14 protein-coding genes are annotated in these 16,102 nt (G+C 69.9%); 5 read left to right on the forward strand and 9 right to left on the reverse strand.

Annotated features, from left to right (window positions below; all coding sequences use genetic code 11):
- Nucleotides 1–23: 23 nt before the first annotated feature.
- Nucleotides 24–1,748, forward strand: coding sequence for an arginine--tRNA ligase (gene argS, locus DMC61_RS34590; protein WP_125694647.1), 1,725 nt, complete (start codon nt 24–26; stop codon nt 1,746–1,748).
- Here argS and DMC61_RS34595 read toward each other — a convergent pair.
- Nucleotides 1,743–3,017, reverse strand: coding sequence for an NAD(P)/FAD-dependent oxidoreductase (locus DMC61_RS34595; protein ID WP_125694649.1), 1,275 nt, complete (start codon nt 3,015–3,017; stop codon nt 1,743–1,745). The two genes, argS and DMC61_RS34595, sit on opposite strands and share 6 nt — an antisense overlap.
- A gap of 91 nt (nt 3,018–3,108) precedes the next feature.
- Between DMC61_RS34595 and DMC61_RS34600 the strand changes: the two genes are divergently transcribed.
- The 3 genes from DMC61_RS34600 to DMC61_RS34610 all read left to right on the forward strand — a co-directional run bounded on the left by DMC61_RS34600 (nt 3,109) and on the right by DMC61_RS34610 (nt 5,047).
- Nucleotides 3,109–3,744, forward strand: coding sequence for a TetR/AcrR family transcriptional regulator (locus DMC61_RS34600; protein WP_125694651.1), 636 nt, complete (start codon nt 3,109–3,111; stop codon nt 3,742–3,744).
- A 77-nt stretch (nt 3,745–3,821) separates the two neighbouring features.
- On the forward strand, nt 3,822–4,313 hold the full coding sequence (locus DMC61_RS34605) for a SigE family RNA polymerase sigma factor (RefSeq protein WP_125694653.1): 492 nt from the start codon (nt 3,822–3,824) through the stop codon (nt 4,311–4,313).
- Nucleotides 4,314–4,315: 2 nt separating this feature from the next.
- The gene (locus DMC61_RS34610; protein WP_125694655.1) at nt 4,316–5,047 is read left to right on the forward strand and encodes a hypothetical protein; all 732 of its coding nucleotides are present in this window, start codon (nt 4,316–4,318) and stop codon (nt 5,045–5,047) included.
- Here the strand turns inward: DMC61_RS34610 and proB are convergent.
- The 5 genes from proB to DMC61_RS34635 form a co-directional block, all read right to left on the reverse strand.
- A complete protein-coding gene (proB, locus tag DMC61_RS34615; protein ID WP_043847979.1) occupies nt 5,044–6,153 on the reverse strand; it encodes a glutamate 5-kinase in 1,110 nt (369 codons plus the stop codon). The two genes, DMC61_RS34610 and proB, sit on opposite strands and share 4 nt — an antisense overlap.
- Entirely contained in the window at nt 6,150–7,613 is a 1,464-nt protein-coding gene (gene obgE / locus DMC61_RS34620; RefSeq protein ID WP_016332388.1) for a GTPase ObgE, read from the reverse strand. Before obgE ends, proB begins: the two co-directional genes overlap by 4 nt.
- Nucleotides 7,614–7,725: 112 nt before the next feature.
- Complete coding sequence (gene rpmA, locus DMC61_RS34625) at nt 7,726–7,983, reverse strand: 50S ribosomal protein L27 (RefSeq protein ID WP_007034782.1); 258 nt, start codon at nt 7,981–7,983, stop codon at nt 7,726–7,728.
- 38 nt (nt 7,984–8,021) lie between these two features.
- The gene (gene rplU, locus DMC61_RS34630) at nt 8,022–8,336 is read right to left on the reverse strand and encodes a 50S ribosomal protein L21 (RefSeq protein ID WP_005158538.1); all 315 of its coding nucleotides are present in this window, start codon (nt 8,334–8,336) and stop codon (nt 8,022–8,024) included.
- A gap of 166 nt (nt 8,337–8,502) precedes the next feature.
- Entirely contained in the window at nt 8,503–11,556 is a 3,054-nt protein-coding gene (locus DMC61_RS34635; RefSeq protein ID WP_125694657.1) for a translation initiation factor IF-2 N-terminal domain-containing protein, read from the reverse strand.
- A 524-nt stretch (nt 11,557–12,080) separates the two neighbouring features.
- On the opposite strand from DMC61_RS34635, the gene DMC61_RS34640 reads away from it, so the two are divergent.
- Entirely contained in the window at nt 12,081–13,511 is a 1,431-nt protein-coding gene (locus tag DMC61_RS34640; protein WP_125694659.1) for a S8 family serine peptidase, read from the forward strand.
- Nucleotides 13,512–13,515: 4 nt separating this feature from the next.
- On the opposite strand, the gene DMC61_RS34645 is transcribed toward DMC61_RS34640, so the two are convergent.
- The 3 genes from DMC61_RS34645 to DMC61_RS34655 are packed head-to-tail and all read right to left on the reverse strand — an operon-like array spanning nt 13,516 to nt 16,074.
- Complete coding sequence (locus tag DMC61_RS34645) at nt 13,516–14,343, reverse strand: ABC transporter permease (protein WP_016332384.1); 828 nt, start codon at nt 14,341–14,343, stop codon at nt 13,516–13,518.
- Between the two features lies 1 nt (nt 14,344).
- Nucleotides 14,345–15,160 carry an ABC transporter permease gene (locus DMC61_RS34650; protein ID WP_016332383.1) on the reverse strand — a complete coding sequence of 272 codons (816 nt, stop codon included), beginning with the start codon at nt 15,158–15,160 and terminating at the stop codon, nt 14,345–14,347.
- The gene (locus tag DMC61_RS34655) at nt 15,160–16,074 is read right to left on the reverse strand and encodes an ABC transporter ATP-binding protein (protein WP_125694730.1); all 915 of its coding nucleotides are present in this window, start codon (nt 16,072–16,074) and stop codon (nt 15,160–15,162) included. Before DMC61_RS34655 ends, DMC61_RS34650 begins: the two co-directional genes overlap by 1 nt.
- Nucleotides 16,075–16,102 lie beyond the last annotated feature (28 nt).

Consider the following 16,102-nt stretch of genomic DNA (forward strand, 5'->3'; position numbering starts at 1 on the left):
GACGAGCGCGAAGGAGGGACACCGTGTTGTTCGGCGATGTAAGCGAGGAATTGGCGCGACGCGTGGTGCAGGCCCTTCGCCACGTCACCGACTTCGAACCGCCGTCCGCCCTGGTGCGGGTTTCCGCGCAGAGCGGTGTCGATTACCAGTGCGATCTCGCGATGAGCTTGGGTAAACGGCTCGGCAAGCCGCCGAGGCAGATCGCCGCCGAAATCGCGGCCCGGCTCGACGTCGCCGATATCGCCGAACCACCGGAGGTCGCGGGGCCAGGCTTCCTCAACTTCACGCTGCGCTCGTCCTGGCTCGCGGAGCGGACGACCGCGCTCAACGGTGACCCGCGGCTGGGTGTCGCGGCGGCGCCGCGGCCCCGGCGGATCGCCGTCGACTACAGCAGTCCGAACGTGGCGAAGGAAATGCACGTCGGGCACTTGCGGTCGACCGTCATCGGCGACGCGATCGTCCGGCTTTCACGGTTCGCCGGCCACGAGGTCGTCCCGCACAACCATCTCGGCGATTGGGGGACTCCGTTCGGCATGCTGATCGAGCATCTGCTCGACGAGCGCCCGTCCGGACCGTACGCGATCGAGGACCTCAACGGCTTCTACCGGGCCGCCCGGTCGAAGTTCGACACGGACGAAGGCTTCGCGACCCGCTCGCGCGAGCGGGTGGTGCTCCTGCAAAGCGGCGACGAAGAGACACTGTCGCTGTGGCGGCGTCTGGTCGACGAGTCGACACGGCATTTCACCCAGGTCTACGCACTGCTCGGGATCGGCCTGACGAGCGAGGACGTCTACGGCGAGAGCTTCTACAACCAGTTTCTCGCCGCGGTCGTGGACGACCTGGGCACCGCCGGGCTGACCGAGATCAGCGACGGCGCGGTCTGTGTCTTTCCCGACGGTTTCCGCAACCGGGACGGCGATCCACTGCCGCTCATCGTGCGGAAGCGGGACGGCGGCTACGGCTACGCGGCCACCGATCTCGCGACCCTGCGGTACTGGACGGAACAACGCGGGGTCACCGATCTGCTCTACGTCGTCGGCACGCCGCAAGCGCAGCATTTCGCGATGGTGTTCGCCGTGTGCCGGGCGGCCGGCTGGCTTCGTGAGGAGCATCGAGCCGAGCACGTCGGGTTCGGCTCGGTGCTCGGCGGGGACGGCCGCGCCATGAAGACCAGGGCGGGTGAGTCGGTCCGGCTTTCCGACCTGCTCACCGAGGCGATCTCCCACGCCGCCGAAGTGATCGACGACCGGGCCGACCTCTCCCCCGAAATCAGGGAAGAGGTCGCCAGGGCGATCGGGATCGGTGCGATCAAGTACGCCGACCTCTCCGGCGATCGCGAACGTGACTACGTCTTCTCCTGGGGCCGGATGCTCGCCAAGAGCGGGAACACGTCGGTCTATCTGCAGTACGCCAACGCGCGGATCCGTTCCGTGCTGGCGAGAGCGGATCAGGACCTCACGGGCGCGCGGGTCCTGCTCGGCCACCCCGCGGAGCGCGCGTTGGCACTCGCGCTGGCTCGCTTTCCCGAGGCGATCGGCGCGGCGACCGCCGGACATCTCCCCCACAAGCTGTGCACCTATCTGTACGAGACCGCGGTCGTCTTCTCGCGGTTCTACGAACAGTGCCCGGTACTGGAAGCGGAAGGCCCCGGCGTCCGCGACTCGCGACTGCTGCTGGCCGAACTCACGTCGAAGACACTGACGCTGGGCCTGTCTCTGCTGGGCATCTCCACTCCCGCCCGGCTATGAGTCGCCGTGGTCGCTGAAGACCTTGCGCTTCAGCGGAGGGACCGCCTGGAAGAAGCGGAACATCCCCCGTGCCATCGTGCGGCCCGCCCTGTTCTCCGACACGAACTGGCGGGCACTGCGTTCCGAGTCGCGCACCGCCGCGAAGCCGTAGTCACGCATCCGGTGCTCGTAGTCGGCGACCGCGGAGCGCACCGCGCCGGTCTTCCGTGCTTCGACGAGGTTGCGGCACAACAGTCGCGCGTCCCGGAGCGCGGTGTTCGCACCGATCCCGCGAAACGGGGTCATGCTGTGGATCGCGTCGCCGAGTAACGTGACGTTGCTCGTCGGCCATGGCTCCACGGGCTTCGAGGTGAAGATCGGCAGCCGGGACACCGCCTCCTCGGGCGAACCGGCGACCAACTCCTTGAAAGCGGGATCCCATCCGTCGATCAGGTCCAGCACAAGGGCCCGCAGCTCCGCACCGTCCAATGAGGACAGGTTGTCCGGGTAACGCCGGTCGTCCGCCGCGTACGCCCACATGACGTAACTCGAGGTGTTGTCGAACAGGACGGGGTCGTAGTCCGCGGTCTCGTCGTTCACCGACGGGACGCCGGCCAATTCGTGCGGCGCGGTGAACAAGCCCGCCCCGGTACGCGGCATCACCATGCTCGGACCGTCGGTGAGCCGGGCGGGCAACCGCTTGCGGGTCTCTTCGGTCAGCGGATGCTTGCCCGCGATCGCGATGATCCCCGTGTCCACCCGTTCGGCGTCGGGAAGAAACTGTTTGCGCACGCGGGAATTGGCCCCGTCGGCGCCGATGACCAGGTCGGCTTCGACGGTGCTGCCGTCGGCGAACTCGCAAACGACCACCTCGCCTTCACGGCGGTAGCCGACGAACTCCTTGCCGTGGTGCAGAACTCCTTCGAGCCCGTCGGACAGCACCTGGTGCAGGCTGATCCGGCTGACCGAATGATGGTCCGACGCGGGATCGGGGCTCGACGTGAGCTCGGTGTCGATCACCATCAGGTCCCGCAGTCGCTCGGTCACGAAGGAGAACGGGCCGTTCGTGGTGCCGGTGGTGTCCAGGAACCGCTGCCAGAGCTCGGCGGGCAGGCATTCGTGCAGGGCGGCGGAGCCGTGCGGGTTGATGTGCACGCGATAGCCCTGCAGGCGTTCGGTCCGGGTGCGGCTGCGTTCGTGAACGGATACGTCGATTCCCGCCTTGCTTAGCCCTTGCGCCAAGCAGAGACCGCCCGTTCCGCCGCCGATGATCGCGATTCTCGTGGTCATGGGGTTCTCCTCTCTCCGCCGACAACTATCAACCATGTGGATGATAGTGTCAACCATACGTTTGAAGGAGTCAGCGGCTAAGCTGAACCGCATGTCCGAAGCCGCCCCACGCAGCCCTCGCCGTGCCCCCGTCGAACGCCAGCGCGATCCCGAGCGCACGAAGGCTCAGCTCCTGGAGGCGGCGAAGGCGGAGTTCGGCGCGAAGGGCTACGCCGCGGCACGCGTCAGCGAGATCGCCGCGAAGGCGGGCGTGAACAAGCAGCTGATCTCGTACTACTTCGGCGGCAAGGAAGGGCTGTACAACGCGCTGACCGCGACGATGTACGACGACTACGTCGCGGTCGCCGACCACGAGAAGCCGTTCGCGGAGGTCGTCCGGTTCTTCGCCCAGTCGGGAGTCCGCGACCACGACCTCGCCAAACTGTTCCTCTGGGAGAACCTGACCGATGGCGCCCCCGACGCGATCGGTGTCGAGGGGCAGCGCGAATTCCTCCAGCGGCAGGTGGAGTACGTGCGGGCCCGTCAGGCCGCGGGCGATTTCCCCGCCGACCTCGACCCGGCGTTCCTGCTGGTGATCTTCATGGCCGCGTCCAGTGCCGCGTTGGCGCTGCCTCGGATCGTCCGGGCCGTCTCGGGCCAGGACCCTCAATCGGCCGGGTTCGCCGAGGCCTACGGCGAACAACTGGCACGCCTGGTCGGCCACCTCGCCGATCCGGGGAAGCGGTAGCAAAGGTCCCCTGCTGTCGCTTGAACCTTTCGGGCCTCCTCCGGACTAGAGAGGGCAGACGAAGAGGGGGGTGGCCGATGGGACAAGCGAGAGACAACGACTTCAGCGAGTACTTCGCGGCCCGTGTACACCGGTTCCGGCGACTGGCGTTCGGTATGTGCGGCGACTGGCACGGCGCCGAGGACCTGGTGCAGGCCACGTTCGTCCAGTTGTACCGGCGCTGGCGGCGCGTCCGGCCGGACACCGTCGACGCCTACGCGCGCCGGATCCTGCTCAACCTCTTCCTCAGCGGGAAACGCAAACACCGCGGGGAACTGGTGACCTCGGCGCCGCCGGACCGGGCCGCACCGGCGGGCCACGACAGCCACGATCGGATCGATCTCGAGCGGGTGCTCAGCGACCTGACGCCGCGTCAACGCGCGATGGTCGTACTTCGCTTCCTCGAAGACCTCTCGGTCGCCGAAGTCGCTTCGCTGCTCGGCGTCGCCGAAGGCACCGTCAAGAGCCAGACCGCCCGCGGGGTCGAGGCACTGCGCGCCGTACTGGCCGCCCCGACGAGCAAGGAGTAGTCATGGAAGACCAGGATGTCCGCTCCGCGCTGAAGCAGTACGTGGCCGAGACGGAGCCGCCGATCGGGCTCACCGAGGAGGGCGTGCTCGGTGCCGGTCGCCGCTCACGGCGCCGTCGTCTGACGACAATGGTCACGGCCATCGCGCTGGCCGCGGCGGGATTCCCGGTGGGAACCGCTCTCATCGTGCTTCCGGACCGGAACGAACCGGCCGCGACCTCACCCTGCGGTGAGAAGTCGCCCGGCGAAAGCCGTGAAGCGGTGACGGCGCGGTTGGATTGCCTGCTCGAACGAGCGATCCGCACGTACGTCACCCCGGCGGACCCGCTCGCCCTGGAGACCTATCCGGGGCCGGATAAAACGTTCTACCTCATGTCGGCGGACGTGGGCGACCGGACGGGATCGGTCTTCGTGGAACTGATGACCAACGACGGCACGCTGCTTTCGGCGGGAACCGCCTGCAAAGTGCAGGTCCCGGCTCCGACCACTTGCTCGGCGAGCCTGGTTCGCGGCGGAACCCTCGTGGAGACGACGATCGAAAAGCCCGACAGCCCGGGTTTCGTCGCCTACCAAGCCGCCTACCGGACCGCGCAGGCCATCGTCGTCATCACTTCCACCAACAGCACCGAAACGGGCACTGACGCACGGCCGTATCCACCGGCTCAGCGTGAACTGCCTCCCTTGACCGAGGCCCAGGTCCGTGAAATCGCCCTGACCCCGGGGCTGGTGCCCTAGCGGCGCAGGGGAACGAGATCGTCCGCGTGGACGACCTCACGACGCTGTTCCGCGGGGAGGTCGTGACTGGAGCGGCCGATGAGGTCGGGCAGTTCGCCCGCGTCGAAGGCCACGACACCGCGTGCCACGGTCCGCTGCCGGAGATCGACGAGATCGACGACGTCGCCCGCCTGGAAATCGCCGTCGACGCCGGTGATCCCGGCGGCCAGCAGGGAGCGACGGCGGCGGACGACGGCCGCGACCGCGCCGTCGTCGAGATGCAGTTTCCCGGACGCGCCCGCGGCGTAGCCCAGCCAGAACCGGCGGGCCGACAGCCGGGAGTCCGCGGCGGCGAACGCCGTGCCGACCTCGGCGGTGGTCAGGGCGCGCGCGGCCTCGGAAGCGGCGGCGAGCAGGACCGGGATCCCGGCGCCGGCGGCGGTGCGGGCGGCGGCGAGCTTCGACACCATGCCGCCGGTGCCGAGCCCGGAGCTCGACATGCCGACGGTGATCCCGTCCACATCGGACTCCCCGGCGACCTCGGCGATCTTGCGGGTCGCGCCGTCACGGGGATCCCCGTCGTACAGACCGTCCACATCGGACAGGAGGACGAGCGCGTCGGCGCCGATCAGGTGCGCCACCAGCGCGGCCAGCCGGTCGTTGTCGCCGAAGCGGATCTCTTCGGTGGCCACGGTGTCGTTCTCGTTGACCACGGGAACGGCGCCGAGGGCCAGCAGCCGGGTGAACGTGTTCTGCGCGTTGCGGTAGTGCGCACGGCGCACGACGTCGTCCGAGGTCAGCAGAACCTGGCCCACTGTCAACGAAAACCGGCCGAACGACTCGGCGTAGGCGTGGGCCAGCGCGAGCTGCCCGACACTGGCGGCGGCCTGCTGGGTGGCGAGGTCACGCGGTCGTTTGCCGAGCGAGAGCGGCGCGAGCCCCGCGCCGATCGCGCCCGAGGACACCAGCACGATCTGCGTGCCGCGGGAGACCCGGTCGGCGATCGCGTCCACCAGCGCGTCCAGCCTGGTCACGTCGAGGCCGTCGCCGGCGGTGGTCAGTGCGGAGGAACCGACCTTGACGACCACACGCTTCGCGTCGGCGATCGCCACCCGGGTTGAGCTCACTCGTCGTCCATCTCGTCTTCGTCTTCGACACCGTCCGGACCGTCACGACGGATCCGGCGGGCTTCCTTGCGCTCGGCGGCACCGACGCGGCTGGTGTTCTCCAGCCGCACGTCCGTGCCCCGGCCCGACAGGTGCACCGCGACCCCGGCCGGGGTCGACGGCTCCCATTCGAACTGGACGTCGCCGATGGTGACGGGGCTGCCGGGTACGGCGCCCTTGCGTGCCAGTACTTCCTCGACACCCAGCCGGTTGAGCCGGTCCGCGAGGTAACCCACGGCTTCGTCGTTGCCGAAGTTGGTCTGCCGGATCCACCGCTCCGGACGGGAGCCGCGGATGATGAACGCGCCTTCCTCCTCCGGGTCGAGTTCGACGGTGAAGCCCGCGTCGTCGACGGCCATCGGCCGGAGCACGACCTTCGCCGGCTCGGGGGCGGGCTGTTCGGCACGGTACTTCTCGACGACGGCGGCGAGCGCGTAGGTCAGTTCCTTCAGGCCCTGCCGCGACGCGGTCGAGATCTCGAACACGCTGAGCCCGCGGGCTTCCAGTTCCGGGCGCACGAACTCGGCGAGTTCGGCGGCGTCCGGGATGTCGATCTTGTTCAGCACCACCACCCGCGGCCGGTCGGCGAGGTCGCCGCCGAGGCTCGGGGTGTAGCGGGCCAGCTCCTCTTCGAGGGCGTCGATGTCGGACAGCGGGTCACGACCGGGCTCGAAGGTGGCGCAGTCGACGACGTGCACCAGCACGGCGCAACGTTCGATGTGGCGCAGGAAATCGAGGCCGAGGCCCTTGCCCTCGCTCGCGCCGGGGATCAGCCCCGGCACGTCGGCCATGGTGAACACGGTCGATCCGGCGGTGATCACGCCCAGGTTCGGCACCAGGGTGGTGAACGGGTAGTCGGCGATCTTCGGCTTGGCCGCCGACAGCACCGAGATCAGCGACGACTTGCCCGCGGACGGGAAGCCCAGCAGCCCGACGTCGGCGACCGAACGCAGCTCCAGGACGAGGTCGCGGGTCTCCCCCGGCTCGCCCAGCAGCGCGAACCCGGGCGCCCGGCGGGCCTTGGAGGCCAGCGCCGCGTTGCCGAGGCCGCCACGGCCGCCCTGGGCGGCGACGAAGGTGGTGCCCGGCCCGACCAGGTCGGCCAGGATCTCGCCGTCCTCGGTCATCACGACGGTGCCGGACGGGACGCGCATCTCCAGCGTCTCCCCCGCCGCACCGGCGCGGTTGCCGCCCTGGCCCAGCTTGCCGTTGCCGGCGCGGGCGTGCGGGCGGAAGTGGAAGTCGAGCAGGGTGTGGACGTTCGGGTCGACGACCAGCAGCACGTCGCCGCCGTTGCCGCCGTTGCCGCCGTCCGGGCCGCCGAGGGGCTTGAACTTCTCGCGGTGCACCGAGGCGCAGCCGTTCCCACCGTCGCCGGCGGCCAGATGGATCACCGCTCGGTCCACGAACCGGGACGCCATGACTTGCCTCTATTCACTCGCGAAAGAAAAGGGGATACACAAAACAAACGAGGGGTGGGCCCGGATATTCCGGCCCCACCCCTCGTCCGAGGTTCTAACTCGAAGCCGGAACTCAGGCTTCGGTCGGCACGATGTTGACCGTCTTGCGGCCACGCTTCTCGCCGAACTGGACCGCACCGGCGGCCAGCGCGAACAGCGTGTCGTCGCCGCCACGGCCGACGTTCACGCCGGGGTGGAACTTGGTGCCACGCTGGCGGATCAGGATCTCGCCCGCGTTGACTTCCTGGCCGCCGTAGCGCTTGACGCCCAGCCGCTGCGCGTTCGAATCGCGACCGTTGCGGGAGCTGGACGCACCCTTCTTGTGAGCCATGGCTCAATCCTCTTTCTGACGAAGATCCGGAGAAAGTCCTACTTGGAGATGCCGGTGACCTCGACGCGGGTCAGCTTCTGCCGGTGACCCTGGCGCTTGTGGTAGCCGGTCTTGTTCTTGAACTTGTGGATCCGGATCTTCGGACCCTTGGTCTGCTCGACGACCTTGCCGGTGACCGAGACCTTCGCCAGCGCGTCGGCGTCCGTGGTGACGTCGCCACCGTCCACAAAAAGGACTGCGGGGAAGGTGTGCTCGGTACCCGGCTCGCCTTCGAGCTTCTCGACCTCGACGACGTCGCCGACGGCCACCTTGTACTGCTTGCCGCCAGTCTTGACGATCGCGTACGCCGACACGGAAGTCTCCTGCTTACTCGACAACGGGTGGGGGCTTGCGTGATCGGCCCACCCAAGTTTCGGTGGTCCGGATGCTGCGCAAGGTGCCCGCTCTAGGTGGCGGGCCGTTCTACAGGTTACGTGGGGCTCCCCGGTGCGATCACACCGGGGTGCCCCTAGGTGTTCACTAGCTCTTTTCCGACGCCTTGACCGGCGGACCGGCCGGCCGTGAGGCCGCCCGTCGCGGACGACGGCGGGTGGTGGAACGCACGGCCGGGGCCGGGACGTCCACCTCGGGCTCGGTCTCCTCCTGAACCGAAGAAGGAGCCTCGGAAACCTCTTCCGTCACGACAGCCTCAGGAGTCACCGGCACCTCGGGCGCTTCGGGCTCCGGGCCCGATTCCGCGACGACGGCGATCTCTTCCTCGCGCACGGCCGGAGCCTCGTCGTCCGGAGTCGTCACCGGTTCACCGGCGAGTTCCGTCGCGGGTGCCTCGGCGACCGGCTCGGAGACCGGCTCAGCGGCCGCCTCGGCCGCCTGTTCGACGGTCGCTTCGGCGACGGGCTCCGAAACCGGCTCGGCCGACTGCGGGGCGTGCCCGTTCAGCGCGGCGCCCTCGACGTTCTCGGTGGCCTCGTGCGGGTGCTCGCCCTTGGCCGCCTTCGTGGCGTTGGCCACGGCCTGGACCGCCGAAACCACCGATTCGCGCTGGGCGGGCGGAGGCGTTTCGGCCTTGGCCGCGGCGGGCTCGTTCTGCCCCTGGTCCTCGCCCTTGCCCCGGCCACGGGACCGGCGGGAGCCCTGCTCCTTGGTGCCGCCGCCACCGCCACCGCCGTGGTTGTGCCCGTTGCCGCCGCCACCGGTGCGCTGCGGCTCGGTCGAGACGACCACACCGCGACCCTTGCAGTGCTCGCACGGCGTCGAGAACGCCTCGAGCAGCCCGGTGCCGATCTTCTTGCGGGTCATCTGCACCAGACCCAGCGAGGTGACCTCGGCGACCTGGTGACGCGTGCGGTCGCGGCCGAGGCATTCGGTCAGCCGCCGCAGCACGAGCTCGCGGTTGGACTCGAGCACCATGTCGATGAAGTCGATGACGATGATGCCGCCGATGTCCCGGAGCCGGAGCTGGCGGACGATCTCCTCCGCCGACTCCAGGTTGTTCCTGGTCACCGTCTCTTCGAGGTTGCCACCCGATCCGGTGAACTTGCCGGTGTTGACGTCGATGACCGTCATCGCTTCGGTGCGGTCGATGACCAGGTACCCGCCCGAGGGCAGCCAGACCTTGCGGTCCAGCGCCTTGGTGATCTGCTCGTCGATGCGGTGGTCGGCGAACGCCGAACCGGTTCCGGTGTACCGCTTGACGCGATCCGCCAGGTCCGGCGCCACGTGCTGCACGTAGTTGTAGATGGTGTCCCAGGCCTTGTCGCCCTGGATCTCCAGCTTCGCGAAGTCCTCGGTGAACAGGTCGCGGACGACCTTGACCAGCAGGTCCGGCTCTTCGTAGAGCATGACCGGGGCACTGTTCTTCTTGCCGCCGTTGCCGGCTTCGGCCTTCTCCTTGATGACGTCCCACTGCGCCTTGAGGCGGCGGACGTCCCGGTCCAGCTCCTCCTCGCTGATGCCCTCGGACGCGGTGCGGATGATCACACCGGCGTCCTCGGGGACGATGCGCTTGAGGATGTCCTTCAGGCGGCGGCGCTCGTTCTCCGGGAGCTTCCGGGAGATACCGGTGGCGCCGCCCGCGGGCACGTAGACCAGGAAGCGGCCCGGCAGCGAGATCTGCGTGGTCAGCCGGGCGCCCTTGTGCCCGACCGGGTCCTTGGTGACCTGGACCAGCACGGAATCGCCGGTGGAGAGCGCCTGCTCGATCTTGCGGGCCTTGCCCTCGAGACCGGCGGCGTCCCAGTCGACCTCGCCGGCGTAGAGCACGGCGTTGCGGCCGCGGCCGATGTCGATGAAGGCGGCCTCCATCGACGGCAGCACGTTCTGCACGCGGCCGAGGTACACGTTGCCGACGATCGAGCCGGTGCCCGACGACGTCACGAAGTGCTCGCACAGGACGCCGTCCTCGAGCACGCCGATCTGCGTGGACTCGCCCTTCTCGGCGACGACCATGGTGCGCTCGACCGACTCGCGGCGGGCGAGGAACTCGGCCTCGGACAGGATCGGCGCACGACGGCGGCCCGCCTCGCGGCCGTCCCGGCGGCGCTGGCGCTTGGCTTCGAGCCGGGTCGAGCCGCGCACGCTGCGGACCTCGTCCCGCGCGGGGCGCTCGGTCTCGGCGGCCTTGGCCTGGCGCACGTGGACGACCGTGTTGGGCGGGTCGTCGCTGGTGGCCTCGGCGGTGTCGTCGTCACCGCCCTTGCGACGGCGGCGGCGACGGCGGCGCTTGCTGCCGCTGTCCGATTCGCCGTCGTTGTCCGGCTCGGCCTCGGCGGACGCCTCTTCGGTGCTCTCGGCGCCGGCCTCTTCGGCCTCGGCGTCCTTGTCCTTCGCGCGCTGCTGACGACCGCGCGGGGCCTCGGAAGGCTGCTCGTCCTCGTTCTCGGCCTCGGCCGAGCCCTCGTCGCCACCCTTGCCGCGGCCACGGCCACGACGTCCGCGACGACGGCGGCGACGGCCGTTGGCGTCGTCACCGTCCTCGTCGGTGCCCTGGCCTTCGGCCTGCTCCGGCTGCGTCTCGTCCTCGTCGGAAGCGGGCTCCTCGGTCGGCGCGAAGGCGGGCTCCGGCTTGCGGGCGGGCTTCGCCGTGACGGGCTCCGGCGGCAGGAACACCGGCGACGGCGCGGCGAACACCGGGACGTGCACGGCGGCCTTCGCGGGCCTGGTCGTCGGCTGCGGCGGCTCCGGGGTCACCGGGGCGGCCAGCGCGGGCGGAACACGCCGCGAAGGGGCCTCCACCTGCGGAGCGGCGGGCTCCGGCTCGGCCTTGACCTCAGGCTTGGCTTCGGCCTCGGGAGCCGCGGGGGTCTCGGCGACCGGCTCCTCGGCGGCTTCGGGCTCGTCTCCGCCGGCGAGGGCTTCGGCGAGCTTGAGTGCCACTTCGCGGGTGACGCTGGACTGCGCGCTGCGTACGGTCTCGCCGAGCTCACCGAGCTTGGCCATCAGTTCACGGCTGTTCGATCCGAGCAGCTTCGCCAAGGCGTGCACCCGGATCCGGGGCGGCAGTTCGGCCAGCTGACCTGCGATGGGTGTGGCGGTATTCCCGCCGGTGACGGCGGGTGTGTCCGCGTTCGACATATATCTCCTCCGCCCCCGGGCGCGTCGGCTGGCTCACACCGGCTCGACGCGGCCGCGCAGGGGCCCCTTTCTGTTCGTTCCGCCGTGGTGGTCACCAGCAGCGGGAATCCTTGCCCGGACCGCGACGGCGCCGGGGTTGTCCGGGCGCCGCGTACGGCTGAAGGTCTGCTCGGCGGAGCGCTGGCCACGTTCGCGACATCGGGCCGCCCGCCACGTCGTCGAGCCGCATACAGCGGCGACGCGTGTGGAGGATGTGCAGCACACCACCGGGCCACGAGACCGCGAGCGCCACCTCTCACGTGTGCCCGTCGGCCAGCGGCCACCGCGAGTATCCCACACCCCGGCCCCACTCCGGTGTACTCGGTGCCACAGACCTGGCTCCCGGGCGCGCCGCGGCCACCGGCCGAGCGAACTTCGCGGGAGAGCTTGTCGACCCGGCCGAGGGTGGCTAGCGTGCCGCTCGGGGGTACCGAAGCGTAGGCCGCGGTGCCCTCGTTGTCCGATGTTCTCCGGTGGGAGGTCCGGTGTCCCTGCTGGGGCGGTCCCTGCGAGCGGCCGTATGCGCCTTCGTGGTGCTCTGCGGTTCGGTCGCCGCTGTCGCGACGGCCGAGGCCGAGCCCTCGTGTCATCCCCAGGGACGGGCCCTCCGTTACGTCGTCGCCTTCGACAAGGGCACTTCCGAAGCCGAGGCCAGGGCGGCCGTCGCCGACGGCTGCGGCAGCACGACCGTCTACTACCCGCAGGTCGCCGTGGCCGTGGCGACCTCGGCCGACCCGGACTTCGCCGGACTGGTCCGGCCCGCCGCCGCGTTCAGCGCGCAGGCCGAACGGCTGGCCGTGCAGCGGGCCAACGGCACGTCGCCCGCCAGGTCCGCGCCCGCCCGCGCCGGGCTCGAACCGACGGATCCGGCGAAGGTGCCTTCCGCCGATCGCACCGGCGAGCAGTGGGACATGCGCGCGATCGGTGCCGACAAGGCCCACGCGATCGAACCGGGCAGCCCGGACGTCGTCGTCGGCGTCCTCGACTCCGGCATCGACCCCACTCACCCCGACCTGGCGAACGCCCTCGATCCGGGCAAGTCCGCGGGCTGCCTGACCGGCGCGCCCGACCGGAACTGGGCCGCGACGACCTCGGTGCACGGCACGCACGTCGCGGGCGTCATCGCCGCCGCCGACGACGGCAAAGGGGTCACCGGGGTGGCGCCCGGCGTGCGGATCGCCTCGGTGAAGGTGATCGACGATCGCGGGTACGCCGACCCCGAAGCCGCCGTCTGCGGGCTGATGTGGGCCGTTTCACAGGGCATGGCGGTGACGAACAGCAGCTACTTTGTCGATCCGTGGTCGCTCTCGTGCGCCCACGCCGACGAGCGGGGCGTGGTGAACGAGGTCATGGCCCGCGCCGTCGAGTACGCGACCTCGGCGGGCACCCTCAACGTCGCGGCGGCGACCAACGAAGCCGCCGAGCTGGTGCCGTCACCGCGCTCGGGTGCCCGGCGCCAGGCCGAAGGCTGTCAGGCGCTGCCCGCCGGTCTGCGGGACGTCGTCGCGGTGTCGTCCGTGAGCGAAGAGCGGGTCAAGGCCGGTTACAGCTCGTACGGGCTCGGCGTGATCGACGTGACCGCTCCGGGTGGCGAGGCCGGGCAGTGCGTGCTTTCGACCGTTCCCGGCGGGTACGCGCCGCTGTGCGGGACGTCGATGGCGGCGCCGCACGTCGCCGGTGTCGCGGCGTTGCTCGCTTCGAAGCATCCCGGCTACAGCGCCCGCCAGCTGCGGCGGACGCTGGACGCCCAGGCCACCCCGATCGCGTGTCCCGCCGACTACGACCTGACCGGTGACGGCTCGCAGGACGCGTACTGCACCGGGTACGCGGGGTTCAACGGCTTCTACGGGCACGGCATGGTCGACGCGCTGGCCGCGGTGGCGCCCCGGCGGACGGGCGCGAACCCGGCCCGGTGACGGGTCAGCGCAGCAGGAGCTTGCCGAACCGCTTCGAGGACGCGTAGATCCCGACCGCCGCCAGCGCCACCAGGTACGCCACGTTGCCGGCCATGCCCCACGACAGGACGCCTGCCGAGAGCCCGCGCATCAGCTCGATGCCGTGGTACAGCGGGAAGATCTGCACGATCCACTGGATCCCCGCCGGGTACACCGAAAGCGGGTAGAACGTGGTGGAGAACAGGAACAGCGGCATCAGCACGAGGTTGATGTAGTCGAACTGCGACACCGACCGCAGGAAGGTCACCAGCACGATGCCGATGGCCGAGAACGCCATCGCGATCAGCAGTGCCGCCGGGATCATCAGCAGGGCCCACCACGATCCGGGCAGCCCCATCACGGTCATCACGCCGAGGAAGGTCGCCGAGTAGATCCCGCCGCGCAGCACCGACCAGCCGACCTCGCCGAGCGCGATGTCCAGCGGCCCGATCGGGGTGGCGAGCATGGCGTCGTACAGCTTGGCGTACTTCAGCTTGAAGAACAGGTTGTACGTCGAGTCGAGGATCGCGCCGTTCATCGCCGACGCCGCGAGCAGGCCGGGCGCGACGAACGCGACGTAACTCATCGCCTGGCCGCCGGGCCCGACGACCTCGCCGACGAGCTTGCCGAAGCCGAGCTGGAAGGCCATCAGGTAGAACAGCGGCTCGAAAACGCCGGACACGAACAGCATCCAGGCGTGCGAGTACGTCAGGAAAGTGCGCTCCAGCACCGCCGTCGACCGGCCGCTGTACAGCGCGGACGGCAGGATGCGCAGCAGCACCCCGCGGCGCGGGGCCTCGGTGAGCACCGCCATTTCAGACCACCAGCCGTCGGTAGAAGTACTTGTGCGCCAGCGCCCAGCCCACCCCGGCCAGGACGACCAGGAAGGCGAGGTGGCCCAGCGTGGCGAGCGGGCCGACGGTGCCGAGGCTGACCGCCCTGGCGGCCTCGTTGCCGTGCCACAGCGGGGAGATCCAGGCGATCCACATCAGCGGGGCGGGCAGTTCGCTGATCGGGAAGAACGTGCCGGAGAACAAGGTCATCGGGATCAGGATGAACCGGAAGACCAGGCCGAACCGGGTGCCCTCGTCGTAGGTGGTCGCGGCCAGCGCCATCACCGGGGTGCCGCAGGCGATGCCGGTGAGCGTGCCGATCAGGATGACGGCGAGCACGCCGAAACTCGTCCAGGAACCGAAGAGTGCCGCGATGACGGCGTAGATCGTGCCCGCCAGGGTCAGCCGCAGGCTCACCCACATGATCTGGCTGCCGAGCACCTGCCCCGGCGTGATCGGGGTGGCGGTGACGGCGATGTAGTCCTGCTGCCACTTGAATCCCGACAGCACCGGGTAGCTCGACTCCCCCACCGCCAGCTGCGCGGCGCCCGCCACGAGCAGTGCCGGGGCGACGTACTCCAGGTACGAGAACCCGCCCGTCGCCGCGCCCGCCTGCACCTGCGAGCCGAAGCCGAGCCCCATCGCGGCCAGGAAGAGCACCGGTTGCAGGCCCGTCGAGTACAAAGTGGACACCCAGTAGCGGCGGTACCACATCCAGTGGCCCTCGACCCGCAGCCAGGCTCCCGCCCAGCGTGAGACCACGCGGCCCGTCGACGCCTTCGTCTGCGCTGTGGTCATCAGTCCACCAGCGTCCGGCCGGTGAGGCGGAGGAAGACGTCCTCCAGCGAACTGCGGCGGACCAGGCTCGACAGCGGACGCAGCCCGCGCGCGTGCGCCTGTTCGAGGGTGGCCTCGCCGGTCATCGTGTAGAGCAGGACGCGGTCCGGCAGCACCTCGACGCGTTCGGCGAGGCCCTCGATCCGCTTCGCGGCCGCCTCCTGCTCGCCGTTCGGGAAGCGCAGCTCCACGACCTCGCGGGTGGAGTACCGGCTGATCAGTTCCGCGGGCGAGCCTTCGGCGGCGATCCGGCCGTTGTCCATCACGACCAGCCTGTCGCAGAGCTGCTCGGCTTCGTCCATGTAGTGCGTGGTGATGATCAGCGTGGTCCCGCCGGCCTTGAGCCGGAACAGCCTGTCCCACAACAGGTGCCGGGCCTGCGGATCCAGCCCCGTGGTCGGCTCGTCGAGCAGGAGCAGCTCCGGGTCGTTGACCAGCGACCGCGCGATGGTCAGCCGCCGCTTCATCCCGCCGGAGAGCGAATCGACCTCCGCGTTCGCCCGGTCGGTGAGCTGGGCGAACTCCATCAGCTCCTCGGCCTTGCTCCGCACGTGCGACCGCGAAAGGCCGAAGTAGCGGCCGTAGATCTGCAGGTTCTGCCGGACGGTGAGCTCGGTGTCGAGGTTGTCCTGCTGCGGCACCACGCCGAGCCGGGCGCGGATCTTCGGCCCTTCGACGTCCGGATCCATACCGAGGACCCGCAGGTCGCCGTCGGTGCGCGGGGAGACGCTCGCGATCATCCGCATGGTGGAGGACTTGCCCGCGCCGTTGGGCCCGAGGAAGCCGAAGGCCTCCCCCGGGCGGACCTCGACGTCGATCCCGCGTACGGCCTCGAAATCGCCGAAACGCTTGACCAACGCCTTCGCCTGCACCATCGCCGGTTCGTGCTCCGAGTCACCCACG

Source organism: Amycolatopsis sp. WAC 04169, assembly GCF_003947535.1.
GTDB lineage: Bacteria > Actinomycetota > Actinomycetes > Mycobacteriales > Pseudonocardiaceae > Amycolatopsis > Amycolatopsis keratiniphila.

Bases quoted from the DNA above. Each gene is read 5' to 3' on its own strand.
- DMC61_RS34595 (WP_125694649.1), bottom strand. From the start codon at position 3,017: ATGACCACGAGAATCGCGATCATCGGCGGCGGAACGGGCGGTCTCTGC.
- DMC61_RS34600 (WP_125694651.1), top strand. From the start codon at position 3,109: ATGTCCGAAGCCGCCCCACGCAGCCCTCGCCGTGCCCCCGTCGAACGC.
- DMC61_RS34605 (WP_125694653.1), top strand. From the start codon at position 3,822: ATGGGACAAGCGAGAGACAACGACTTCAGCGAGTACTTCGCGGCCCGT.
- DMC61_RS34610 (WP_125694655.1), top strand. From the start codon at position 4,316: ATGGAAGACCAGGATGTCCGCTCCGCGCTGAAGCAGTACGTGGCCGAG.
- obgE (WP_016332388.1), bottom strand. From the start codon at position 7,613: ATGGCGTCCCGGTTCGTGGACCGAGCGGTGATCCATCTGGCCGCCGGC.
- rpmA (WP_007034782.1), bottom strand. From the start codon at position 7,983: ATGGCTCACAAGAAGGGTGCGTCCAGCTCCCGCAACGGTCGCGATTCG.
- DMC61_RS34635 (WP_125694657.1), bottom strand. From the start codon at position 11,556: ATGTCGAACGCGGACACACCCGCCGTCACCGGCGGGAATACCGCCACA.
- DMC61_RS34645 (WP_016332384.1), bottom strand. From the start codon at position 14,343: ATGGCGGTGCTCACCGAGGCCCCGCGCCGCGGGGTGCTGCTGCGCATC.
- DMC61_RS34650 (WP_016332383.1), bottom strand. From the start codon at position 15,160: ATGACCACAGCGCAGACGAAGGCGTCGACGGGCCGCGTGGTCTCACGC.
- DMC61_RS34655 (WP_125694730.1), bottom strand. From the start codon at position 16,074: ATGGTGCAGGCGAAGGCGTTGGTCAAGCGTTTCGGCGATTTCGAGGCC.